Raw genomic sequence first — 24,136 nt, 5'->3', positions numbered from 1 at the left:
GGTGCACGCTTTGCACCAAGAACGGCCTGTACGCACGGAATGTGGTGCGGCCGGTTCGTCCACTCTGACACTGACTGGAAATTCAGTCAATTTGCGAAATCGGGGAACCGAGCAGGCCGATTTCGACTCCGATCGCGCCGCGCATGAGGTCACGGGCGTGCCCGGCGGGCAGTAGTCCGCTCAGCCAGCGGCCGCTCAGACCCTCCAGGAGAGCGGTCAGGCGCTCGGCGGCGGCGGTGACGGCATCGGCGGGCGCCGCGGGGTGCAGGGCGCCGAGCAGTCCGGCGACCTCCTCCACCCAGGCGGTACCCGCCGCGGCCAGTTCCTCGCGCAGCTCGGGGTCGAAGATCGCGTGGGCCCGCAGCTCTCCCCAGGCGGTGCTGTTCTCGCGTACCTCGGGAAGGTCCTGGAATTCGAGCAACAGGGTGCGCTCCAGGAGTCCGCCCGGGTCCTCGGCAGCCGGTTCCGCCGCACCCCCGCGGGTGGCGGAACCGGTTCCGGTGTAGCGGTCGGCGCGGTCCCCGATGAAGGCCAGGGCGTGCCGCAGGATGCCGGTCCGGTCCTTGAAGTGGTAGTAGATCAAGGCGGTCGACACGCCGGCCTCGGCCGCGAGCTCGCCCACGCGGAGCCCGCGGACCCCGCGCCGCGCGATGACCCGGGCGGCGGCCTCCAGGATGGCCCGTCTGCGATCCGACACTGGGTGATCCTCCTCCTGGCGATGTGCGTCTCGCATTGTCACACATTGACTGAAAGTTTAGTTAGCGGCACGATGCGCCCCAGGTCATTGCCGCATCGTTGAAAGAGCCACCGCATGTTCGCTCAGCCTCCCGGCGTACAGCCCGCCCACACGGCCCTGTCCGCCGACGACCCCCACGAGATCGGCGGCTACCGCCTCCACGCCCGGCTCGGAGCCGGTGGCATGGGGGTGGTCTACCTGGCGTACACGCCGGGAGGCCGGCCCATCGCGCTGAAGGCGGTCCGCAGGGAGTTCGCGGCGGACCCCGAGTTCCGCGAGCGCTTCGCCCAGGAGGTGGCCAGCGCCCGCCGGATCCACGGCCTCTTCACGGCGCAGGTGGTCGACTCCGGGGAGGACGACCTGACGCCGTGGCTCGCCACGGCCTACGTGCCCGGCCCCACCCTGCACCAGGTCGTGCGACGGCACGGCCCGCTGCCGGTCCGTACGGTCCTGCTGCTCGTCGCGGGGATCGCCGAGGCGCTCCAGGCGATCCACCGGGCGGGCGTGGTGCACCGCGACCTCAAGCCGGCGAACGTGTTGATCGCCGGTGACGGGCCGCGGGTGATCGACTTCGGTATCGCGAGGGCCGCCGACGCCGCCGCCCTGACGGGCACCGGCCTGCGCATCGGCACCGCCGCGTTCATGGCCCCGGAGCAGGCGCTGGGTCGGCCGGTGACCGCCGCGACCGACGTCTTCGCCCTCGGGGCGCTCGCCGGGTTCGTGGCGTCAGGGGCCCCGCCCTTCGGGAACGGGCCGGAGTCCGGAGCCCTGTACCGAGTCGTCCACGAGCACCCGGACCTCGCCCCGGTCCCCTCCGAGCTCCACGACCTGCTGTCGTGGTGCCTCGCCAAACGCCCCGAGGACCGCCCCACGACGGGTGAGCTGATCGCCGCCGTCCACGGGCACCCCCTGGTGGGGTCCCGGCCCGGTTTCACGGACGGCTGGCTGCCCAGGCCGGTCCTCGCCGAGGTCGGCGGCCCCGCGGACGCCGGGACGCCGCCCCCGACGGGACCGTCCGGCGGCCCGGACCACTTCCGGCCCACCGTGGCGGCGACGGCGTACTCCGCTCCCGGCGCCGTCGTGCACACCCCCGGTGGCCCGTACCCGGCCGGTCCAGCGGAACCGGAGCCGGCCCGCGCCGCCGCCCGCGCCGCGGACCGGGGTGAGCGGCGGCGGCGGCGATCGCCGGTGGTCGGCGCCGCCGTCGTGGCCGTGCTGGCCTGCGGGGGCGCCGCGTACTGGTACGGCTTCCCCGAGGATCCGGCGGCCGGTTCCGGCCCGGGCCCCGCCGTCACGGGCTCCGTCACCGACCCCGGCGCGTCCACGACGAGCCCCGGCCCCTCCGGCGCGAACCCCGGCACGGATCCGCCCCGGCCGACGGGGGCCCCGTACGCGCCCGGCTACGCGCGGGCCCGGCTCACCGCGCCGGACTCCGGTTACGAGTTCGACCTGCGGGCCGGGAAGGTGGTTCCCGCCGAGACGGCCCCCTGGTACCTGGCGCGCGGAACCGACGCGTTCCTGCTGTCCGAGGAGTCGGATGCCTTCGTCCCGGACGGAAACGGATCACTCACCCCGGAGGACTGCGCGCGCGGGATCGAGACGCGGCCGGTGACGACCCTGCCGTTCAAAGCGCTCGCCAAGGAGCGCCCGTTCTGCGTGCGAAGCCCTGACCAGCGGGAAATCGTGATCGTGCGGCTCGTCGAAGCGGTCGCGGATGGGCCCGTCACCATCGTGGCCGACCACTTCCGGCGCAGCTGAGCGTCGGCCGATCGTCGAAGCGGAATCGGGTCGGCGGGTGCGGTGGACACGCCGGGAAGGTTGACTGAATTTTCAGTTAGGGGAAGGATGCCGTGCATCCCGCCCCTCCTCATCAGGGAGTCACCATGGATACCACCCCCCGCACCTCCCGCCGCCAAGTGCTCCGGTACGGCGCGGCGGCCGTGCCGCTGGCCGCCCTCGGCGCCGCCCTCCCGCCCCTGACGCAGGCCGCCTCGGCCGCGCCGTACGGCGCCGGCACGCTCCGCATGCCCGCCGAGACGGACCGGCACGTCCGTACGTACATGGCCTGGCCGGCACTCGCCTCGGTGTGGGACGGCAAGCTCGCAGCGGTGCGCCGGGACATCGCCGAGGTGGCGCACGTGATATCGCGCTACGAGCCGGTCGTCGTGCTGGCCCGCCCCGGTCAGGTCGCCGAGGCGCGCCACCAGTGCGGATTGGGCGCCTACTACGGCATCCAGGTCATCGACATCCCCAACGACGACCTCTGGATCCGTGACTTCGGCCCCACGTTCGTCGTCGCCCCCGGAGCGGTCGCCGGCGTGGACACCAACTTCAACGGGTGGGGCAAGACCGGCACCTCGTACGCCCAGCCCTTCGTGAACGACGCGGCGGCCGCCCGCACGCTCCTCGCCGAGTACGAGGTGAACCGGATCCGGGCCGGCTTCGTCGGCGAGGGCGGTTCGTTGGAGACCGACGGCGAGGGCACGCTGCTGGTCACGGTCAGCTCGATGGTGAACGCCAACCGGAACCCGGGCATGAGCCAGGGCCAGGTCGAGCAGGCCATGAAGTCGGCGCTCGGCATCGACAAGGTCATCTGGGTGCCCGGCCTCGCCGGGCAGGACATCACCGACTGCCACATCGACTGTCTGGCCCGGTTCGTCTCCCCGGGCAAGGTCATCCTCGACAAGCCCGGTCCCGGCGCGGACAAGAAGTGGGTGGCCGTCTACGAGGAGACCAAGCGCGTCCTGCGGGGCGCCACCGACGCTCAGGGGCGGTCCCTGGCCATCACCGAGCTGCCCGGACCGGACCGGCGGGAGATCAGCGGTCGCGGCGCCGAGTTCCTCTCCAGCTACACCAACTACTACACGGTGAACGGCGCCGTGATCGCGCCCCGGTTCGGCGACGGATACGCCGACGGCGTCGCCTACGCCATCCTCCAGGCCGCCTACCCAGGCCACCGCGTCGAGCAGCTCGCCATCGACGGCATCGCCTCGGGCGGCGGCGGCATCCATTGCGCCACCCAGTCGCACCCGGCCGTGCCCCCGGCCACCCGATGAACCGGCCGCCCCGGCCGGGCCCACCGACCGGGGCGGCCCCCGCGCAGCCCGTTCCCGCCGCCGCCGGTACTCCTGGTGACGGGCTGCGTACCGGCGCACCGGATCACCCGGGTAGGGTGCGGACCATGGCGTCTCGTAGTACTCAGATCCTCGAAGCCGCCGCCCGGGTGATCGCCCGGCGCGGCGTGCGTGGGCTGCGCGTGGAGGAACTCGCGGCCGAGGCCGGCGTGTCCACCGCCCTGATCTACTACCACTTCAAGGACCGTACGGGCGTCCTGCGGCAGACGCTGGAGTTCATCAACGACCGCGCCGAGCGCTACACCACCGACCGGGACCCGGACGACCCGCCGCTGACCCCGCGCGAGGAGCTGGAGGAGACCCTCCTGCTGGAACTCCAGGACACCGTCGACGTCCGGGAGAACAGCTCGGCCTGGGGCGAGCTGCGCGCGAGCGCGGTCTTCGACGAGGTACTGCGCGAGGACCTCGCCCGGGCCACCCTGGTCTGGGTCCAGGAGGTGGCGGCGCTGCTGGGTCAGGTCCGGCCGATGGCGCCCGCCTCCACGCTGGCCGCCGCCGCGGAGCGGCTCACGGCCCTCCTGGAGGGCCTGAGCATGCGCTGGCTGAGCGGCGGCATCCGAATCGGCCATGCCCGCGACCTGATGCGGGGCGCCGTCGAAGCCGAGCTCGCGGGGCTCGCGCGGGGCTGACGCCCGCCCGACCGGGGCCCGGCGCGGCCCCGGCCCCGTCCCTTCTCGCCGCTGCTTCCCCGCGCCGTCCCACCCGCGCCTTCCGGGGCGCCGTCACCCGGACGAACTCGCCCGTTTCCCTCGGCGACCAGCGGTGTTCACCCTCTTGACTGAATTTTCAGTCAATGCCAGAGTGAAGCTCCGAGAGCAGGGCGGAGCGCCGGCCTCCCGCACCGTCGGGCCGTCGATCGGACATGTCACCCCACACGTCCACGACCTCGCCCGACTCGCGCACCCGGATCGACGTCCCTTCCGAACGCACCCGCCGTGCCACCGGCCCCCGCCGTCGGCCCCGCGCGCGACCCATCCGAACGGACGGCGACGCCCGGGCCACCCTCGCCCGTCCGCCCAGGCGCCCCGTCCGATCCGGCTCCACATAACGACTTCGCTCTTGACTGAATTTTCAGTCGAGTGGAAGACTCCACCCCACGCAAGAAATGAGACACCTGATGACTGATTACCGTATGCCCGCAGAGTGGTCCGCCCACGAGGGCTGCCTGATGGCCTGGCCCACTCGCGTGGAGCTGTGGGGCAGTGTGCTCGCCGACGTGAAGGAGGAGTACGCCCAGGTCGCCCGCGCCATCGCCGCCTTCGAGCCCGTCACGATGGTCGCCCCGCCCGGCTTCGGCGACGACGCCCGCGCGCTGTGCGGCGACGGCGTCACCGTCATCGAGCTGCCGCTCGACGACTCCTGGTTCCGGGACTCCGCGCCCCTCTTCGTGCTGGACGGTGACGGCAACCGGGCCGGCGTGGACTTCCGCTTCAACGCCTGGGGCGGCAAGCACCACCCGTACGACGCCGACGACCGGGTCAGCGCCCTGCTGTTGGAGCACCTCGGGGTCGACCGCATCGCCTCCGACATGATCCTCGAAGGCGGGGCGATCACCGTCGACGGCGAGGGCACCCTGATCACCACCGAGCAGTGTCTCCTGCACCCCAACCGCAACCCGGGCATGACCCGCGACGAGATCGAGGCCGAGCTGAAGTCCCGCCTCGGGGTCACCAAGGTGGTGTGGCTCCCGTACGGCGGCTTCCTCGACACCGAGACCGACGGGCACGTGGACGGTGTCTGCGCCTTCGCCGCCCCGGGCACGGTCGTCATCTCCCTGCCCGACGACCCGGCCCACCCCGACCACGCCCGGATGCGCGCCAACCGGGCCGTCCTGGAGGCGACCACCGACGCCCAGGGCCGGCGCCTGGAGATCATCGAGGTCCCGCAGACGGCCTTCGCCGACCTGGCCGACGGCGAGATCGAGGTGTCCTACCTCAACTACTACGTCGCCAACGGCGGCGTCGTGGTCCCGGTGGCCGGTGTGCCCCAGGACGAGGAGGCCCTCGCGGTGATCGCGGCGGCCTACCCGGGCCGCAAGGTCGTCGGGGTGCGGGCGCTGGCCATCGCCTTCGGTGGCGGCGGGGTCCACTGCATCACCCAGCAGGTGCCCGCCGTGCCCACCGCCGTCTGACCCGGGAAACCGGCCGCTCCCGGCGGTCCGCCCCGGCGGACCGCCCGCTCCTCCACCGCATCCCTCACGGAACAGAGAGCGCGACGATGACCACCTCCCCACCCCGCACCCGCAGAGCCCTGCGCACCCGGCTCGCCTGCCGGGCCGCGATGGCGACCGCCGTCCTGACCTCGTGCGCCCTCCTCGCGGCCTGCTCCGGGCCGCCGAAGGACGGGTCCGGCGGCGGCGTCACCGACGTCAAGCTGGCGGCCACCACCCCCGAGGCCCGTGGCGAGATCGACTCCTTCACCTGGGCCGTCTACGCGGAGCCGCCCACCCTCGACTACACGGTGGCCTTCGACTACCCGCAGAACACCGTGCTGTCCAACGTGTGCGAGAGCCTCATGCGCTGGACCCCGGGCCTCACCACCGAGCCCGGTCTCGCCCGGCAAGCCTCCAACCCGGACCCCACCACCTGGGTCTACGACCTGCGCCCCGGCGTGCGCTTCCACGACGGCAAGGAGATGACCGCCGACGACGTGGTCTTCAGCCTCGGCCGGCAGACGGACCCCGACAACGCCGCCGCCTGGGCGCAGGTGTTCCAGAACGTCACGTCGATCACCAAGAGCGGCCCGCTCCAGGTCACCGTCAAACTGAAGAAGCCGGACTCGCAGTTCCCCCAGTACATGGCGACCGCCGCCGGAGTCGTCGCCTCCAAGGCGGCCGTCGAGGCAGCGGGCAAGGACTACGGCACCACCGGCGGCCTCGGCTGCAGCGGCCCCTTCAAGCTCGGCACCTGGAACAAGGGCCAGTCGATCGAGCTGGAGCGGTTCGACGGCTACTGGGGTACGAAGGCCAAGTCGAAGAAGGCCGTCTTCCGCATCCTGACGGACCCCTCGGCGCGGACGAACGCCCTGCTCAGCGGCGAGGCCGACGGCGGATACCTGATCCCCACCGAGAGCTACGCCCGGCTGCGCGGGAGCGGCGCGGGCACCCTCTACTTCGGCGAGGGCCTCAGCACCGTCAACGTCAACATCACCAACATGCAGGGCCCGCTCGGCGACCTACGGGTCCGCCAGGCCCTGTCCCTGGCCCTGGACCGCGCCGGGTTCGTCAAGGCGGGACTGGGCGGGGCCGGTACCGTCACCAACTCCCTGACCACCCGAGCCGCCTGGGCCGCGGCCCCCGAGCGGACCCTGAAGACCGCCTTCGACGGTCTGCCGCCCACGGGGCAGGACATCGAGAAGGCCAAGGCCCTGATCAAGGAGGCCGGCGCCTCGGGCAAGACCCTGACCGTCGCCACCAGTTCCATCGGCCAGGACGTCTCCCTCCTCGCCACCGCCGTGCAGGCGGCGGGAACGCAGATCGGCCTGGACATCCAGCTGAAGACGATCGCCCCGAACGCCTTCACCGCGCTGTTCACCGACCCGCAGGCGCGCGAGGGCATCGACATGTTCCCGCTCACCTACTACGACTCGATCACCGACCCGCTCGACCTGCTGACGAACTTCAAGACCGGCGCCTACCTGAACTTCGCCGGCCACAGCGACCCGGAGTACGACCGGCTCGTCGACGAGGCCGCCGCCGTCTACCCGACGGAACAGCGCATGGACATCGAGGCGAAGCTGCAGAACCACGCCTCCGGGCGGCTGCTGTGGATCCCCGTCGCCGAGTGGCCCACCGCCCTCTTCATGAACAAGCGGATCACCGGCGCCCCCACCACCATCTCGTACATGTACTACCCGTGGGCCGCGGACGTGGGGGCCGCTCAGTGAGTTTCGTCAGATTCGCCGTACGACGGGTGGCGGAGATGGCCGCCACCCTGCTGGCCGCGTCCTTCGTGGTCTTCGGCGCCATGTACCTGGCGCCCGGCAGCCCGGCGAGCTTCCTGCTCGCCGGCCGCTCGGCCTCCCCGGAGGCCCTCGCCTCGATCAACGCCCAGTACCACCTGAACGACCCGTTCCTCGTCCGCTACCTCCGGTGGCTGGGCGACGTGGTCCAGGGCGACTTCGGCCGGTCCATCACCTACCGCACCGACGTCTCCCGCCTGCTGGCCGACCGCCTGCCCACCACGTTGATGCTCATCGTGATGTCGCTCGCCGTGGTCGTCGCCGTCGGCCTCCTGCTCGGCCGGATCGCCGCCGTGCGCGGCGGTGCCACCGACTCCGCCATCCTCGTCACCACGACGTTCGCCGTCGGCACCCCGTCCTTCGTCGCCGCCGTCCTCCTCCAAGGACTGTTCGCCGTCAACCTCGGCTGGTTCCCCAGCAGCGGTGCCGGGGACGGGTTCGCGGACAAGGTCTGGCACCTGACCCTCCCCTCCGTCGCCCTCGCGCTCTACCTGATCGGCATGCTCGCCCGAGTGACCCGCTCCGCCATGCTCGAAGCCCTCGACAGTGACCACGTCACCGTCGCCCGCAGCCGCGGCGTCCCCGAACGCCAGGTCATCAGGCGGCACGTCTTTCGCAACTCGCTCGGCACCGTCCTGACGACCGGCGGCCTCATCGTCTCCACCCTGCTGGTCTGCACGATCCTCGTCGAGACCGCCTTCAGCATCGGCGGCATCGGCCAGCTCCTCGAACTGTCCACCACCACCAAGGACTTCCCGACCGTCCAGGCGATCTCCCTGATCATCGTCGCCCTCTTCATGATCGTGAACCTGATCGTGGACCTTTTGCTGCCCCTGGTCGACCCCCGGGTGACCCTCGGAACGAGGAGCACCGCATGAGCGCCGTCCTCACCCGCCGGCCCGGCCTCTCCCGGATCCGGGCGGCCGGATCCCCGCTCCACCTGGTCTGCCTGGCCCTCGTCGCCCTCGTCGTCATCGCCGCCCTGTTCGCACCCTGGCTCGTACCGCACGACCCCAACGCCGTCGATCTCGGCAACGCCCTCGCCGCGCCCTCCGCCGCGCATCCCCTCGGCGTGGACGCGGCCGGCCGGGACACCCTCTCCCGGCTGCTGCTCGGCGCCCGCACCTCGCTGCTCGGACCGCTCGGCGTCGTCGTCTTCTCCACCGTCGCCGGCATCGCCGTCGGCATGACGGCGGCCTGGCGCGGCGGCTGGCTCGACTCCGTCCTGTCCCGCAGCACCGAGCTCGTGTTCGCCTTCCCCGGCATGCTGCTCGCCATCCTGATCATCTCGGTGTACGGCGAAGGGCTGATCGCCCCGGTCATCGCCCTCTCCGTGGCCTACCTGCCCTACGTCAGCCGCCTCACCCGCGCCCTGGTCCTCGCCGAACGGGCCCGCCCGTACGTCAGCGCCTACCAGGTCCAGGGGCATTCGGCGGCGCAGATCTGCCTGCGCCACATCCTGCCCAACATCGCCCCCGTCGTCCTCGCCCAGTCCACCATCAACTTCGGCTACGCCCTGATGGACCTCGCCGGGCTGTCCTTCCTCGGACTCGGGGTACCCGCCCTCACCCCCGACTGGGGCCGCATGGTCTTCGACGGCCAGACCGCGATCCAGCACGGCTACCCGCTGTCCGCGATCCTGCCCTGCGTGTTCATCGTGCTGACCGTGGTCGCCTTCAACGTGGTCGGGGAACGCTGGGCCGACCGTGTCGCCAGGAGAGACCGATGAGACCACCGAACCCCACGCAACCGGTACCCACCCTCGACATCGAGGGCTTGCGGATCACCCTGCCCGGTACCGCCCGGCCCGTCCTCGACGGCATCGACCTGACCGTCGCCGCCGGTGAGACCGTCGCCCTCGTCGGCGAGTCCGGATCCGGCAAGAGCATCACCTCGCGCAGCGCCCTGCGGCTGTTGCCGCCCGGCGCCGTCACCGAGGGCAGCGTCAAGGTCGCCGGTGAGGACGTCCTGACCATGAACGCCGACCAGCTGCGCACCGTCCGCGCCGGCACGGTGGCCATGGTCTTCCAGGACCCCCGCGCCTCCGTCAACCCGCTGCGCCGCATCGGGGACTTCCTCACCGAGAGCGTCACCCTCACCAAGGCGATGACCCCGGTCGAGGCGACCGCACGGGCCGGCGAACTCCTGCGGGCCGTGGGCCTGGACGAATCCGTGCTGCGCAAGTATCCCGGGCAGGTGTCCGGCGGCATGCTCCAGCGCGTCGTCATCGCGGCGGCCCTCATGGGGGACCCCGCGCTCCTGCTGGCCGACGAGCCCACCACGGCGCTCGACGTCACCTCCCAGGCCGAGGTCATCGCCCTGCTCGCCGGACTGCGCGCCCGTTTCGGCACCGGCCTGTTGTTCGTCACCCACGACCTCGACCTGGCGGCGGCCATCAGCGACCGCGTCTACGTCATGTACGCCGGCCGGATCGCCGAGAGCGGGCCCGCCGAGGCCCTGTTCGCGCACCCCCGCCACCCCTACACGGCCGCCCTGCTCGCCTCCACCCCGCGCATGGACGGCCCTCGCGGCCGGCTGGCCGCCATCGAGGGGCAGCCGCCGGACCTGCGTCAGGAACTGCACGGCTGCGCCTTCGCGGCCCGTTGCCCGCTCGCCACCGAGGTCTGCGACCGACAGGTCCCGCTGCCGGTGGCCGCCCCGGCCCGGCCGGGCCACCTGGCCGCCTGCCATCACAGCGACCGGCTCGAAGGGAGTGCCGTCGATGCCCGATAACGCACTGGAGGTCGTGGGCCTGCACCGTTCCTACGGGGCCGTCCGCGCCGTCGACGACGTGTCCTTCGTCCTTCCCGAGGGCGGTTCGCTCGGAATCGTGGGGGAGTCCGGCTCCGGCAAGACCACCACCGCCCGGATCATCGTCGGTCTGGAACGGGCCGACGAGGGAGAGGTCCTGGTCGGCGGCCGGGACCGGACCGGGCGCGGCGCGGGCCGCGGCCGGGCCCGCCGGTTGGCCCGTGCCCGCGAGGTCCAGATGGTCTTCCAGGACCCGTACCTCTCCCTCGATCCGCGCACCAGCGTCGAAGCGGCCCTGCGCGAGACCCTGCGCCTGCACTTCCCCGGCCGGGACCACACCGCCCGCGTACGGGAACTGCTCGACCAGGTCGGCCTCGGCGGCCGGGCCGCCGACGCCCTGCCGCGCCGGCTCTCCGGGGGGCAGCGCCAGCGCGTCGCCATCGCCCGGGCGCTGGCCGTCGAGCCGTCCGTCCTGGTCCTGGACGAGGCGGTGGCCGCGCTCGACGTCTCCGTACAGGCCCAGATCCTCAACCTGCTCGCCGACATCCGGGAACAGACCGGCATCGCGTACCTCTTCATCACCCACGACCTGGGCGTCGTCCGGTGCGTCACCGACGAGATCGTCGTCATGCGGCACGGCCGGATCGTCGAGGCGGGCGCCACGGCCGGGGTGCTCGCCGCGCCGCAGCACGCCTACACGCGGCTGCTGTTGGAGTCGGTACCTCGCCCGGGCTGGGATCCGGAGGCCATCGCCGCCGCCCGCCGGGCGTTGTAGCGGGGGAGGAGCGCCGCCCGGCGCGGATCCCGCGCGACCGGCTCAGGCCCCGGCGGCGAGCGTGTGGACCAGGGTCCGCAGCACGGGCTCCGTACCGGCGCCGGTGCCCAGGGAGTCCATGGCCGCCAGCCCGTCGACGGCCGCGGCCACCGCCAGTCCGAGCGGGCGGGGGTCGAGGCCACCGCCGCGCTCGTCGGCCAGGACCTGGAAGAGGGCGACGAAGCAGGCGTGCCAGCGGCGGTACTCCGCTTCCAGGCTCTCCCGCACCCGGGCGTCGTTCAACGCCTGCCAGTGCAGGGCGGCGTGGAGGTGGGAGAGCTCGGCGCCCTCGGGCCGTCCGAGCAGGCCGATCACCCGGTCGGCGCGCTCGGCGAAGGAGCCGGGGGCGGACACCGCCGTCTCCAGCGGCGCGATCCACTCGGGGCGGATGTCCGCGATGACCGCCAGGACCAGGTCGGTCCGGTCCTGGAAGTGGTAGTGGCACATCCCGTGCGAAACGCCGCACAGCGCCGCGACGTTGCGGGTCGTGAAGCGTTCCGCCTGCTCGCCCGCGAGGAGGGTCCGGGCGGCGGCGATCAGCCGTGACCGGGTCTGCTCGCCCTTCGCCGAGGCCCGTGGCCGGCCGGCCCGGGCAGGGGGGACGGGGGCGTCCCCGGAATCCTTCGCGGAAGCTGCCATGGCGTCACTTTAGTCAGACGCCGGCGTGTCACCTGCGGTTTCTCGCGATCCGACGGAACGACCCCGTCCAAACTATTGACCGAGCGCTTGGTCAGTTTTAGCTTTCCGGCCAACCCCGTTGTTCCGGCGGGGCATTGGAGCATCGAAGGGAACCCCATGAACGATCACGTGGTGAACCGGCCCGCAGACGGTGGCATGGGCAGACGACGGTTCCTGGCGGCGGCGGGACTCACCGCCGCGGCGGCCGCGATCGCGGCGACGGAGGGACGGGCCCGCGCCGCGTCCCTGCCCGCCCCGGCGGCGGCCGGCGCGTTCCGCGTACCGATCGAGGACGTCCGCCACACCCGCACCTGGATGGCCTGGCCGGACAGCACCTCCATCTGGGGGAACCAGCTCGGCGGCGTGCAGTCGGACATCGCGCTCATCGCCCGCACCATCGCCAAGTACGAGCCGGTGTTCCTCTGCGCCAACTCGGGCAGCGCGGCCAAGGCCCGCTCGATGTGCGGGTCCACCGTCACCGTCGTCAGCACCATCCCCGTCGACGACTGCTGGATGCGCGACACCGGTCCCGTCTTCCGCACCGACGGATCCGGGGCCCTGGACGCCGTCGGCCTGAACTTCAACGGCTGGGGCAAGAAGCAGGCCCACGCCCGGGACAACCTGGTCGCCGGGCGGATCGCCTCCTACGTCGGCGTCCCGTTCACCTCCGCCGCGCTGGTGGGCGAGGGCGGCGCGATCGAGCAGGACGGCGCGGGCACCCTGATGGCCACCCGCAGCAGCCTCATCAACAGGAACCGCAACCCCAACAAGTCGCAGGCGCAGATCGAGGCCGCGATGCTGGCCGCCTACGGCGCCTCCAAGGTCATCTGGTTCGACGGCGTCGTCGGCCAGGACATCACCGACGACCACGTGGACGCGACCTCGCGCTTCCTCGCCCCGGGCCGTGCCCTCGTCCAGATGCCCCTGGCCTCGGACAACGACGTCTACGCCAAGGACGCGCGCAAGCAGTACCAGGTGCTGTCCGCGGCCACCACCGCGGGTGGCGCGCGCATGGTCGTCGACCAGCTCCAGGGCCCCGACTACAACAAGATCCGCTCCACCAACCCGGACTTCCTCGCCTCCTACGCCAACTACTACGTCTGCAACGGCGCCATCATCAGCGCCCACTTCGGCGACACCCGCCCCGACACCGCGGCGAAGACCGCGCTGGCCCGTCTCTACCCGGGCCGCACCATCGAGCAGCTCAACATCGACCGGCTCGGCGCCGGCGGCGGCGGGATCCACTGCGTCACCCAGCAACAGCCCGTCGCGTAACGCGAAGCCACCTCCAGGGGCGGGACGGCGTGGGCGGGGAGGCCCGCGCCGGCCCGGGCGACCCGTGCGGACCGCGACGTCCGCACGGGCCGCCCGGTGCGGGGCCCGAAAAGGTCGGCGGGTACGGTTCCGCATGAACGCGGCGCGTCGGCCCCCGGCCGGACAGGCCGGCTGAACCGTTCGCGGCACCCGCGGCACCGGTAGGAAAGCATCACCGTGAACACCATCAGGACCCTGTGCTTCGTCATCGCGGCGCTCTCGTCGTACGCCGCACTCGCCTACCGGCTCGGACAGGGGCGGCGCAGTTGGCGTGACGGGTCCTACCGGACGCTGATCACGACCCTGTTCTTCCAATGCCTCACCTTCACCATGGGCGCCGTCGCCATGCGCAGCGAGAGCTTCCTGGGCGTGGACAACCTCGCGATCCTCGTCATGCACCTGGCGGCGGTCGCCTTCTGCGTCAGCGCGCAGGTCATCTTCCTGTGCTGGGCGGCCGAAGGTGAGGAGGCGGCCCGCAAGACCCGGTTCTGGGTGGCCACCGGGCTCCTCCTCGACGTGCTCCTGACCGCCCTCTTCTTCCTGGCCGACGGACCCGCCCGGTGCGGGACGGAGTTCGACGGCAGCGGGGACCCGCTGCTGCTCACGTACCTGCTGGCCTTCATCACCTCGCAGGCCGTGCCCTGCGTCACGATCGTCCGAAGGTGCGGCCCCTACGCCCGGATGACCGACAACGCGCCGCTGCGGCAGGGGCTGCGGATGATGTTCCTCGGCGCGGTCGTCCTGCTCGTGTACGCCCTGGTGCGGATCGCCAACGTCCTCAGCATCGCGGCCGGGGTGCAGATCGGGCCGTGGCGGGAGGCCCTCGCCTCCGTCCTCGACGTGTTCGGCATCGTCGCCCTCTCCCTCAGCCTGACCACGTCCCTCTGGACGCCGTCGGCGGGCAGGTTCCTCGACTGGACCCGCACCTACCGGGCGTACCGCGCGCTGTACCCGCTCTGGCGGGACCTGTACGAGTCCTTCCCGGACATCGCCCTGGAACCGCCGGGCACCTCGGTCCGCGACCTCGACTACCGGCTCCACCGGCGGGTGGTGGAGATACGGGACGGGTGGCGCGACCTGCGCCCGTACATCGAGCGCACGACGGGCGGCGGCGCCGCTGTTCCGGCCGGGTCGAAGGCCGGCGAGGAGACCGGTGAGGAGGTCGGTGCGGACGCCGGCACGGAGTCCCGACAGGCCTTCACCGAAGCGGCGCAGATCAGGCAGGCCCTGCGCGCCAAACGGGCCGGCACCATCCCCCGCGACAACAAGGACGCGGGCGACTTCGAGGACCGTGACACGGACAACTTCCGTGCGGAAGTCGCCTGGCTCACGAAAGTCGCGGCCGCCTACAGTAGGCTCCGCAAGGCGAGTTGAGAACTCCCGCCCGGTTTGCATCCCCCGTCAAACCGGGCGGGTAACTCCCGTCCCCCGTTTCCCCCCGGACCCCGATGTCCGTCGGGTGGGGCGGGTGGCTCCCGTCCCGACCCTCCGACCGCGCCCCCCGAGGGTTGGTCGACCCCCTGCGCGACCGGCAACCGACCGGATGACCCCCGTGCATCCGGTGAGCCGACAGCTATCGGCGGGTCCCCACGGTGGCCGAATCCAGGCTGTTTGTCAACTGACCGCTATTATCGTGGCCCTCCCGCATAGCCAATGGCTATTTCGGCCCGACTTTCCTGGTGGCCCTCTCCCGCCCGCGCGCTCCGGCGGTTCGGGGTCCGGGCCGTGGTGATCCGGGCGGCCGGCACGGGCGGGGCCGACCTCCGTGCCGTCACCGACCTCATGGACCGATACCGGCAGGTGCGGGGCCTTCCGCCGGTCACGGAGCCGTCCGACCCCGAACGGGGGAGCGGCGCGGTGCGGGCTCCCGCGGTGGATGTGCCGTACACCTGGGCTGGGGCGGTACCGTCGCGGGCGTGGCGGAGCTGTCCGGTGGCGTGTGACCGGCGGGCCGGGACGCCGCGGGTGGCCGGAAAACGCGCATATCCCGCGATGACGCGGGCATGCGCAGCACGAGCAGGACGAAAAAGGGTGATGCCGGATGGTGCTGGGAACGGACAACGGGCGCTTCACCGTCGCGGTAAGGCCGGTCGACGGTGCGGTCCTCCTCACACTCGCCGGGGAGCTGGACCACGATACGGCGGCGCCCCTGCGGGACGCGCTGGAGGAAGCCGCCGCGGGCGGCGGGCGGCTGCTCGTCGACATGGCGGGGCTGGAGTTCTGTGACTCCACCGGATTGAACGCGTTGCTGCACAGCCGCATCACGGTGCAGGAGGCGGGCGGCACCCTGGAACTGGCCGGCCTCACCGGACCGGTCGCCCGGATGTTCCGCATCACCGGCGCGGACGGGGTCTTCCCGGTCCACACCGATGTGGCGCGGGCGCTGGAGCAGTCCTCGGGGTGACGGCGCGACCGGGCGGCGCGCGGCCGCGGGCCGGCCCGAGTGGACGAGGACGGAACGGCAGAAGGGATCGTAGGGCCATGGAGCAGCGAGCGCCGAGGGATCGGAACTGGCTCCTGGTCCTCGACGGTCTTCCCGACCCGGTGTCCCGCAGCCGTGACTTCGCCCGCAGGGCGCTGACCGCCTGGCACTGGCTGCCGACCGAACGACAGGCCGTGCGCGACGCCGCCGAGGACGTACTGCTCCTGGTGTCGGAGGTGGTGGCCAACGCCTGTCTGCACGGCGGGGGCCCCGGGGCCCTCGTACTGGACTGCACGGACGAGCGGCTGCGGATAGAAGTGACGGACGCGAATCCGCACCCGCCCGTGGCGGCGCCCACCGCCTCGGCCGATCCGGGCCGGCCCGGCGGGCACGGGTTGCTGATCGTGGACCGGCTGGCCCGCTCCTGGGGCTCGCGGCCCGGCGCGTCCGGCAAATGCGTCTGGCTGGAGGTGCCCTGCCCCCCGGGGGGCCTCGGCGCGCCGGCCCGGGCCTCCGGGGCCTGACCGGGCGCGATTTCTCGTATGCCGGTGGAGTGCGGGTGGAACGGATCCGTGCCGCGCGAGCGGGTGTCGCTCGGCATGTCCGGCCGGATCCGGGCGAACCAGACGGCCGCCGCGGGCGCGCGCGGGAGGGTGGCGGCGGGCGGGGTCGGCGGCCTCCCGGACGTCCGTCATCAGCGGGTGCGCGACGCGAGCGGTTCGGCATCGCCCCGTGGCCCGCGGCGGGTCCGCCGCGATGTCGGCCCGGTACCGCTCCGACGGGCGCCGGCCGGAATTCCCGATCGGGCCCGGCGAACATGCCCGCGGGGGACACCGGGGACAAAAGAACGATCTTGCGCACCGGTACAGAAGCTCCATACTGACCGGTGTGAATGCCGAAAAAGACACCGTTCTGACCGAGGTCCGAGGCTGTACGGGGGTGATCACCCTCAACCGCCCCGCCGCCCTGAACGCCCTCACCCACTCCATGGTGCTGGCGGTCACCGAGGCCCTCGGGGCCTGGGAGCACGATCCCCTCGTGCGGCAGGTCCTGGTCCGCGGTGCCGGCGAACGGGGCCTGTGCGCGGGCGGTGACATCCGCGCCATCCACGCCGACGCGTCCACCGGGGGCACGGCCTCGCTGGACTTCTGGCGCGACGAGTACCGGTTGAACGCGCGCATCGCCCGCTATCCCAAACCGTACGTGGCCTACATGGACGGCATCGTGATGGGTGGCGGCGTCGGGATCTCCGCCCACGGCAGCGTACGGATCGTCACCGAACGCTCCCGCGTCGCGATGCCCGAGACCGGCATCGGCTTCGTCCCCGACGTCGGCGGCACCTACCTCCTGTCGAGGGCTCCGGGAGAGCTCGGCACCCATCTCGCGCTCACCGGGGTCGCGGTGGGCGCCGCGGACGCCCTGCTGTGCGGGCTCGCCGACCACTACGTCCCCTCCGCCCACTTGGAGGAGCTCACCCACGGCCTCGCCGGATCCCCCGCGCGGGAGATCCTTGCCCCGTACGCGCGGGGCACCGTACCCGGCGGCGAACTCGCCGCCGAGCGGGAGTGGATCGACCGCTGCTACGCCGCCGACACCGTAGAGGAGATCCACTCCCGGCTGCTCGGCAGCGGCTTGGCGGCGGCCCGCGAGGCCTCCGAAGTGCTGCGGACCAAGTCGCCCACCGCCCTCAAGGTGACCCTGGCCGCGCTCCGCCGCGCCCGTGAACTCGCCTCCCTGGAAGCGGTGTTGGAGCAGGAGTACCGGGTCTCCGGCGCCGCGCTGACCACCCCCGACCTGGTGGAGGGCATCCGCGCCCAGGTCATCGACAAGGACCGGACGCCGCGTTGGTCGCCGCCCGCCCTGGTCCAGGTCCGACAGGCGCAGGTGGAGCGGTTCTTCGCCCCGACCGACGCCGCCGCCGGGCCGGTCTTCCCTCAGGAGTCTCCGCGGGGCGACGTCAGTCCCGCGTGATCCGGGTCGCCAGGCCGTCCAGGACCCGCTGGAGTCCGTAGTCGAAGTTCTCCTCGCGCACGCGCGCCGGGTCCTCGTGCGGGATCGCGGTGTGGCCCTGCGTCAGGGGGTGTTCGGCGAGCGTGCTCCGGTCCGCCGGTGCCAGGGAGCGCAGCCACTCCGCTTCGCTCCGTCCGCTGCGGGCGAGCAGCGAGAGGTAGGAGGCCTCGCTGGTCGTGGCGCCGCTGACGTACGAGATGACCGCCTTGATCGCGAGGTCCGCCTCACCGGGCGGGAACCCGGCGCCCAGGGTCAGCTCCAGCATCCGCTCCGACATGCGCATCAGGTTCGGGCCGAGGTGGGCCAGGCCGACCTGGCCGAGGACCGAGGCCACCCACGGGTGGCGCAGGATCATCGCGCGCAGGCTGTGGCCGCTGCGGGACAGGGCGGTGCGCCAGCCCTCGGGGCCGCCGGCCACCGGAAGTTCCAATTCGCCGTAGACCTCGTCCACGACGAGTTCGATCAGCTCGTCCTTGTTGGCGACGTGCCGGTAGAGCGAGGTGGCCGCCGTGCCCATCTCCGTCCCGAGCTTGCGCATGCTCAGCGCCTCGATGCCTTCGGCGTCGAGCAGTCGCACGGCCGCCGCGACGATCTGTTCCTGGCTGAGCGCCGGCTGTTCCTTCCGGCGGCGGGGCCTGGTCCAGACGGACGGTACGGCGGGGTCGGGGCTCTGCTGATCGGGTGAGGACATGCCCCCACCCTAACGGCATGCGCACGGTGTACGCAGGATGCGTACGGGCGGGCCGGCCGCGCTCGTGGGCGCCCGCACGCGCGTCCGGAGCGCGTCGACGGGCCGCCGGCCGGAAACCGGGCCGGTGACCCGCCCGCGCCCCGCTCACGCTCCGACGTACTCCCGCAAATGGCGGGCCGTCAGGGTGTCGCCCTCGGACACCAGTTGGGCCGGGGTGCCCTCGAAGACCGCCCGGCCCCCGTCGTGGCCACCACCGGGACCGATGTCGATCAGCCAGTCGGCGTGGGCCATCACCGCCTGATGGTGCTCGATCACGATCACCGAGTTCCCGTCGTCGACGAGCCGGTCCAGCAGGGCGAGCAGCTTGTCCACGTCAGCGAGGTGCAGGCCGGTCGTCGGCTCGTCCAGGATGTACGTCGAGGACTTCTCCGCCATGCTGATGGCCAGCTTGAGCCGTTGCCGCTCGCCGCCCGACAGCGTGCTCAGCGGTTGCCCGAGCCGTACGTAGCCCAGCCCCACGTCCGCCAGCCGGCCCAGGATGGCGCGCGCCTGACCGGTGGTGAAGAACTCGTACGCCTCCGCCACCGGCATGTCGAGGACCTCGCTGATGTTCTTCCCGTTCAGCCGGTAGGTGAGCACCTCCGGCGTGAACCGCCGCCCCTCGCACTCCTCGCAGACCGAGGCCACCGTCGCCATCATCGCCAGGTCCGTGTAGACCATCCCCAAGCCGTTGCACTTCGGGCAGGCGCCCTCCGAATTGGCGCTGAACAGGGCGGCCTTGACCCCGTTGGCCTTGGCGAAGGCGGTCCGGACCGGGTTGAGGAGACCGGTGTACGTGGCCGGGTTGGAGCGCCGCGAACCGCGGATCGGCGACTGGTCGGCCACCACCACGCCCTCCCGCCCAGCCAGGTAGCCGTGGATCAGCGAACTCTTCCCGGAGCCCGCCACACCCGTCACGACGGCCAGCACCCCGAGGGGAACGTCCACGCTGACGTCCTTCAGGTTGTGCAGGTTCGCGTCCTTCACCGACAGGTGCCCGCGCGGCGTGCGCACCGTCTCGCGCAGCCGCGCCCGGTGGCCCAGGTGGCGGCCGGTGAGGGTGTCGGAGGTGCGCAGCCCCGCCACGTCGCCGGTGTAGCAGAGCCGTCCGCCCCCGGTGCCCGCGCCCGGACCGAGGTCCACGACGTGGTCGGCGATCGCGATGACCTCCGGTTTGTGCTCGACGACCAGCACCGTGTTGCCCTTGTCGCGCAGCCGCACCAGCAGGTCGTTCATCCGCTGGATGTCGTGCGGGTGCAGGCCGGTGCTCGGCTCGTCGAAGACGTACGTGATGTCCGTCAGGGAGGATCCGAGGTGGCGCACCATCTTCACCCGCTGCGCCTCGCCGCCCGACAGGGTGCCGGACGGCCGGTCCAGGCTCAGGTAGCCCAGGCCGATCTCGATGAGGGAGTGCAGCAGCTCGCGCAGGCCCGTCAACATCGGCGCCACGCCCGGGTCGTCGATCCGGGCGATGACCGTGGCGAGGTCGCTGATCTGCATCGCCGAGCACTCCGCGATGTTCAGCCCGTCGATGCGCGAGGACAGCGCGGCCGCCGCCAGCCGGGTGCCGCCGCAGTCCGGACAGTCGGCGAAGACCACGGCCCGGTCCACGAACGCCCGGATGTGGGACTGCATCGACTCGCGGTCCTTGCCGAGGACGGTCCGGCCGATCTTCGTGATCAGCCCCTCGTAGGTGAAGTTGTTCGATCCGACCTTCACCTTCAGCGCGGGCTTGTGCAGGAAGTCCGCCCACTCCTGCTCGGTGAAGTCCTTGAGCTTGGTGTCGGGGGAGTAGAAGCCGGAGTTGGCCATGATCTGCCAGTACCAGGAGTCGACCGCGAAACCGGGGACCGTGATCGCGCCCTCGTTGAGGGACAGTTCACGGTCGACGAGCTGGTCGACGTCGACGTCGGACACCTGGCCCATCCCCTCGCAGCGGGGGCACATGCCGTCCGGGGTGTTGAAGCTGAAGGCGGAGGAGGTGCCGACGTGCGGCACGCCGAGCCGGGAGAAGATGATCCGCAGCATCGTGGAGGCGTCCGTGGCGGTGCCCACCGTCGAGCGCGATCCGGTTCCCATCCGCTCCTGGTCGACGACGATGGCCGCGCTCAGGTTGTGCAGCGCGTCCACGTCGGGGCGGCTCGGGCTCGCCATGAACGACTGGAGGAAGGCGGTGTACGTCTCGTTGATCATGCGCTGCGACTCGGCGGCGATGGTGCCGAACACGAGCGAGGACTTGCCCGAGCCGGACACGCCGGTGAAGACGGTCAGTCTGCGCTTGGGGATGTCCAGGGAGATGTCCGCGAGGTTGTTCTCGCGGGCTCCGCGGACCTGGATGTCCTGGTGGCCGTCTGCGGGGCGGGCCGGATTCACGCGTGTTCCCCCTGGGTGTCGATGTCGTTTCCGAGTTACTCTATACGCTGTACTCTGTACGGTGTAGCGAATTGATGGACGGGCGGAAGGGCGGAGATGGCGAAGGAACGCAGCGGCGCGGGCGACCCCGTCCGCACGCTGGAACTCCTGTGGCGCGAGCCCGGACAGGGGTCGGCCGGCGGGCGCCGCGGTCCGCGCCAGGGGCTCACCGTGGACGCCGTCGTCGCGGCCGCGATCGCCCTCGCCGACGAGGAGGGGGCGGCCGCGCTGACCATGCGGGCCCTCGCCCAACGCCTCGGGGTCACCCCGATGAGCGTGTACACGTACGTACCCGGGAAGGCCGAGCTGCTCGACCTGATGCTGGACGAGACCTACCGGAGGATGCGCCGCCGCGAGCCGTCCGGCCGGGAACCCTGGCAACTGAAGGTCACCCGGATCGCCGACGACAACCGGGACCTGCTCGAACGCCACCCGTGGATCGCGGACCTGGCCGGCACCCGCCCGCCCCTGGGTCCCGGAGTGATCGGCAAGTACGAGCACGAACTCGCCGCCTTCGACGGCATCGGCCTTTCGGACGCCGAGATGGACGCCGCCCTCACCCACCTCCTGGGCTTCGTCCAGACCAACGCCCTGGCCGCCGCCGATGTGGCCGAGCACCAGCGCCACCGGAGCGACGACGAGTGGTGGGCGCTGGTCGGACCCCTGCTGGAACGGGTCATGGACCCGGAGCGCCATCCGCTCGCCGGCCGCGTCGGAGCCGCCGTCGGCGCCTTCGACCCGCAGGCCGTCTGGGACTTCGGCCTGCGCTGCGTACTCGACGGCCTCGCCCGCCGGATCGGGACGGACTCCCCGTGAAACGCGCCACCTGCGTTTCGGGTCACGTCTCCTGACGTCTCGTCAGCGGTATCCGGTCGCGTCCGCCGGCCTGCCCGGATCCTGGACCTCGACCATGTACCGCCACGCGTCCGGACGGCTGCCGTCCAGGTCCGTGAAGCCGTAGACCCCGGCGAGCCCGCCGCTGGACAGCGACCGACCGTTCCAACGGGACACCTCGGGGTCGGCGGCCAGCGCCGCGACCGCCCGGCCGACGTAGGCGGGGGTCTCGGAGATCGCGAAGTGCGGCACCTTCTCCAGCGCGTCGCGCCAGTTCGCCTCCGTCACACCGAAGGCCTCCAGCATCATCTCCGAACGCAGCCACCCCGGAGTGAGCGCCACCGCGGTCGCACCGCGCGGCCCCAGCTCGTGCCCGAGCGCGAACGCCATCCGCAGCACGGCCGACTTGGCGATGTCGTAGAAGAACGACACGCGGTAGCGGTCCGTGTTGTAGTCGACGGTGCCGTCGGTCATCTCCACGACCAGCCCGCCCGGAGTGCGCAGCAGCAGCGGCAACGCGTGGTGACTGGTGATGGCGTGGGTCTCCACCGCGAGCCGCAGCAGCCGCAACCCGTTGTCCAGATCGTGCTCCCAGACCGTGCTGTCCCACTCGAAGAGCCGCTCACCGCCCCAGATGTCGTTCACCAACACGTCGAGACGGCCCTGCTCGGCGTCGATCCGCGCGACGAGCGCCTCCACCTGCGCGGGCACCAGGTGGTCGGCGACCACGGCCACACCCCGCCCACCGGCCGCCGTGACCAGCTCGGCCGTCTCCTCGATCGTCTCCGGCCGGTCGTACTCCGACCGGCCGGAGACGCTGCTGCGCCCCGACACGTACACCGTCGCGCCGCACGCGCCCAGCTGGACGGCGATGCCCCGGCCCGCGCCCCGCGTCGCACCCGCCACCAGGGCGACCCTGCCTTCCAGGTTCCGCTCGGATTCCGACATGGCCCGACCCTACGTCGCGCCCGTGGCGGCAGGTCTTGTACAACACGCCCCGCAAGCCCCACTGTTGACCGGACTTCTTCCACCAGGTCAGGAGAGCCGGCGTGTCGTCCCCCCAGCCGTCCGTACCGCCCGCGCAGCCCGTGTCACCCCTCGACGAAGCCCCGTACGTCATCGATCCGGCCGGAGGCTGCCCGCACGCCCTCAACGCCCGGCTGCGCGCCCGGGGCGCCGTCGCCGAGGTCGTCCTGCCCGGCGGGGTGCCCGGCGCGATCGTCCTCGGCCACGAGGCGCTCAAGGAGTTCCTCGCCCATCCCGACGCGGCCAAGGACCCCCGGCACTTCCCCGGGCTGCACGACGGCACCATCCCCGCCGACTGGCCGCTGCGGGTCTTCGCCAACGCCCAGGGCATGCACACCGCCGACGGCGCCGACCACCGCCGCCTGCGCTCCCTCGTCGGCAACGCCTTCACCGCCCGCCAGGTGGAACGGCTGCGCCCGCGCGTCGAGGAACTGACCGACACCCTGCTCGACGACCTCGGCCGGGCCGCCGACGCCTCGCCCGACGGCGTCGCCGACCTGCTCACCCACTTCGCCCTGCCGCTCCCGATGGGCGTCATCTGCGAGCTGCTCGGTGTGGACCCCGAGCACCGGGGCCGGCTGCACCGGCTGTCCCACACGGTGATCGTCTCGACCGACAGCACCCCGGCGCAGAAGCTGGCCGCCGTACGCGAACTCGTCGAGCTGATGGGCACCATCGCCGCCACCCGACGCCGGGACCCGGGCGACGACCTCACCAGCGCCCTGATCGCCGCACGCGACGGGGACGGCGACCGGCTCAGCGAGGCCGAACTCATCGGCACCCTGCGGCTGGTGCTCGTCGCCGGACACGAGACCACGCTGAACCTGATCAGCAACGCCGTCCGCGCCCTGTGCACGCACCGGGACCAGCTCGCCCTCGTCCTGTCGGGCAAGGTCGGCTGGTCGGAAGTCGTGGACGAGACCCTGCGCTGGGACTCCCCGGTCAGCTGGTTCCCGTTCCGCTACCCGGCCCGGGACCTGAGCATCGAGGGCACCGTGATCCCGCGGGGCACCCCCGTCCTCGCCGGGTACACGGCCGCGGGACGGGACGCCTCCTTCCACGGCGCGGACGCCGACCGCTTCGACGTGACCCGCCCCGGCGCCGCCCGCCACCTCGCCTTCGGGCACGGCGCCCACTACTGCGTGGGAGCACCGCTCGCCAGGCTGGAGGCCGGCGTCGCCCTGGAACGGCTCTTCGCCCGCTTCCCCGGCCTCGACCTCGCCGTTCCCGAGGCCGACCTCGCGCGGCAGCGCAGCTTCATCGGCAACGGCGTCGAGGCCCTCCCGGTGCGCCTCTCCCGGGAGTAGGTCGCCGC

Annotated in this window: 21 protein-coding genes; 16 read left to right on the top strand and 5 right to left on the bottom strand. The window is 72.3% G+C overall.

Going from position 1 to position 24,136, the window contains the following annotated elements; genetic code table 11:
- Positions 1-82 precede the first annotated feature (82 nt).
- The gene (locus tag ACFY0I_RS13250; protein WP_388893905.1) at positions 83-697 is read right to left on the bottom strand and encodes a TetR/AcrR family transcriptional regulator; all 615 of its coding nucleotides are present in this window, start codon (positions 695-697) and stop codon (positions 83-85) included.
- 114 nt (positions 698-811) lie between these two features.
- On the opposite strand from ACFY0I_RS13250, the gene ACFY0I_RS13245 reads away from it, so the two are divergent.
- From ACFY0I_RS13245 to ACFY0I_RS13205, 9 genes are all read left to right on the top strand, one after another.
- Positions 812-2,494 (top strand): protein kinase, encoded by a 1,683-nt coding sequence (locus ACFY0I_RS13245; RefSeq protein ID WP_388893903.1) that lies wholly within the window; start codon positions 812-814, stop codon positions 2,492-2,494.
- Positions 2,495-2,619: 125 nt separating this feature from the next.
- Positions 2,620-3,792: an agmatine deiminase family protein gene (locus tag ACFY0I_RS13240; protein WP_388893901.1), complete on the top strand. Its 1,173-nt coding sequence runs from the start codon at positions 2,620-2,622 to the stop codon at positions 3,790-3,792.
- Between the two features lie 125 nt (positions 3,793-3,917).
- Positions 3,918-4,499: a TetR/AcrR family transcriptional regulator gene (locus tag ACFY0I_RS13235; protein ID WP_388893897.1), complete on the top strand. Its 582-nt coding sequence runs from the start codon at positions 3,918-3,920 to the stop codon at positions 4,497-4,499.
- 488 nt (positions 4,500-4,987) lie between these two features.
- On the top strand, positions 4,988-6,001 hold the full coding sequence (locus ACFY0I_RS13230) for an agmatine/peptidylarginine deiminase (protein ID WP_388893891.1): 1,014 nt from the start codon (positions 4,988-4,990) through the stop codon (positions 5,999-6,001).
- Between the two features lie 86 nt (positions 6,002-6,087).
- Positions 6,088-7,755: an ABC transporter substrate-binding protein gene (locus ACFY0I_RS13225; protein ID WP_388893889.1), complete on the top strand. Its 1,668-nt coding sequence runs from the start codon at positions 6,088-6,090 to the stop codon at positions 7,753-7,755.
- Entirely contained in the window at positions 7,752-8,708 is a 957-nt protein-coding gene (locus tag ACFY0I_RS13220; protein WP_388893887.1) for an ABC transporter permease, read from the top strand. The genes ACFY0I_RS13225 and ACFY0I_RS13220 overlap by 4 nt, the downstream gene beginning before the upstream one ends.
- The gene (locus tag ACFY0I_RS13215; protein ID WP_388893885.1) at positions 8,705-9,559 is read left to right on the top strand and encodes an ABC transporter permease; all 855 of its coding nucleotides are present in this window, start codon (positions 8,705-8,707) and stop codon (positions 9,557-9,559) included. The genes ACFY0I_RS13220 and ACFY0I_RS13215 overlap by 4 nt, the downstream gene beginning before the upstream one ends.
- A complete protein-coding gene (locus ACFY0I_RS13210; RefSeq protein ID WP_388893883.1) occupies positions 9,556-10,563 on the top strand; it encodes an ABC transporter ATP-binding protein in 1,008 nt (335 codons plus the stop codon). The genes ACFY0I_RS13215 and ACFY0I_RS13210 overlap by 4 nt, the downstream gene beginning before the upstream one ends.
- Positions 10,553-11,356, top strand: a complete 804-nt coding sequence (locus ACFY0I_RS13205; protein WP_388893881.1) for an ABC transporter ATP-binding protein — start codon at positions 10,553-10,555, stop codon at positions 11,354-11,356. Before ACFY0I_RS13210 ends, ACFY0I_RS13205 begins: the two co-directional genes overlap by 11 nt.
- 42 nt (positions 11,357-11,398) lie before the next feature.
- On the opposite strand, the gene ACFY0I_RS13200 is transcribed toward ACFY0I_RS13205, so the two are convergent.
- Positions 11,399-12,034 (bottom strand): TetR/AcrR family transcriptional regulator, encoded by a 636-nt coding sequence (locus tag ACFY0I_RS13200; RefSeq protein ID WP_388893879.1) that lies wholly within the window; start codon positions 12,032-12,034, stop codon positions 11,399-11,401.
- A 156-nt stretch (positions 12,035-12,190) separates the two neighbouring features.
- On the opposite strand from ACFY0I_RS13200, the gene ACFY0I_RS13195 reads away from it, so the two are divergent.
- The 5 genes from ACFY0I_RS13195 (at position 12,191) to ACFY0I_RS13175 (ending at position 17,780) form a co-directional block, all read left to right on the top strand.
- Positions 12,191-13,348: an agmatine/peptidylarginine deiminase gene (locus ACFY0I_RS13195; RefSeq protein ID WP_388893877.1), complete on the top strand. Its 1,158-nt coding sequence runs from the start codon at positions 12,191-12,193 to the stop codon at positions 13,346-13,348.
- A gap of 216 nt (positions 13,349-13,564) precedes the next feature.
- Complete coding sequence (locus ACFY0I_RS13190; RefSeq protein ID WP_388893875.1) at positions 13,565-14,761, top strand: MAB_1171c family putative transporter; 1,197 nt, start codon at positions 13,565-13,567, stop codon at positions 14,759-14,761.
- A 667-nt stretch (positions 14,762-15,428) separates the two neighbouring features.
- Positions 15,429-15,791: an STAS domain-containing protein gene (locus ACFY0I_RS13185; protein WP_388893873.1), complete on the top strand. Its 363-nt coding sequence runs from the start codon at positions 15,429-15,431 to the stop codon at positions 15,789-15,791.
- A gap of 77 nt (positions 15,792-15,868) precedes the next feature.
- Positions 15,869-16,333 carry an ATP-binding protein gene (locus ACFY0I_RS13180; protein ID WP_388893871.1) on the top strand — a complete coding sequence of 155 codons (465 nt, stop codon included), beginning with the start codon at positions 15,869-15,871 and terminating at the stop codon, positions 16,331-16,333.
- A gap of 364 nt (positions 16,334-16,697) precedes the next feature.
- On the top strand, positions 16,698-17,780 hold the full coding sequence (locus ACFY0I_RS13175) for an enoyl-CoA hydratase/isomerase family protein (protein WP_388893869.1): 1,083 nt from the start codon (positions 16,698-16,700) through the stop codon (positions 17,778-17,780).
- Here ACFY0I_RS13175 and ACFY0I_RS13170 read toward each other — a convergent pair.
- A complete protein-coding gene (locus tag ACFY0I_RS13170; RefSeq protein ID WP_388893867.1) occupies positions 17,767-18,510 on the bottom strand; it encodes a TetR/AcrR family transcriptional regulator in 744 nt (247 codons plus the stop codon). The genes ACFY0I_RS13175 and ACFY0I_RS13170 overlap by 14 nt on opposite strands.
- Before the next feature lie 144 nt (positions 18,511-18,654).
- Positions 18,655-20,922, bottom strand: coding sequence for an ATP-binding cassette domain-containing protein (locus ACFY0I_RS13165; RefSeq protein WP_388893865.1), 2,268 nt, complete (start codon positions 20,920-20,922; stop codon positions 18,655-18,657).
- A 96-nt stretch (positions 20,923-21,018) separates the two neighbouring features.
- On the opposite strand from ACFY0I_RS13165, the gene ACFY0I_RS13160 reads away from it, so the two are divergent.
- Positions 21,019-21,777, top strand: coding sequence for a TetR/AcrR family transcriptional regulator (locus ACFY0I_RS13160; protein ID WP_388893863.1), 759 nt, complete (start codon positions 21,019-21,021; stop codon positions 21,775-21,777).
- Positions 21,778-21,819: 42 nt separating this feature from the next.
- Here the strand turns inward: ACFY0I_RS13160 and ACFY0I_RS13155 are convergent, their stop codons facing one another.
- On the bottom strand, positions 21,820-22,743 hold the full coding sequence (locus ACFY0I_RS13155) for an SDR family oxidoreductase (RefSeq protein ID WP_388893861.1): 924 nt from the start codon (positions 22,741-22,743) through the stop codon (positions 21,820-21,822).
- Positions 22,744-22,883: 140 nt separating this feature from the next.
- Here ACFY0I_RS13155 and ACFY0I_RS13150 point away from each other — a divergent pair, with 140 nt between their 5' ends.
- The gene (locus tag ACFY0I_RS13150) at positions 22,884-24,128 is read left to right on the top strand and encodes a cytochrome P450 (RefSeq protein ID WP_388894411.1); all 1,245 of its coding nucleotides are present in this window, start codon (positions 22,884-22,886) and stop codon (positions 24,126-24,128) included.
- Positions 24,129-24,136: the final 8 nt, after the last annotated feature.

Origin of the sequence: Streptomyces sp. NPDC001568 (genome assembly GCF_042893755.1) — a bacterium.
GTDB lineage: Bacteria > Actinomycetota > Actinomycetes > Streptomycetales > Streptomycetaceae > Streptomyces.
The sequence above is the reverse complement of the archived record's forward strand: the minus strand, read 5'-3'. Positions and strand labels throughout refer to the sequence as shown.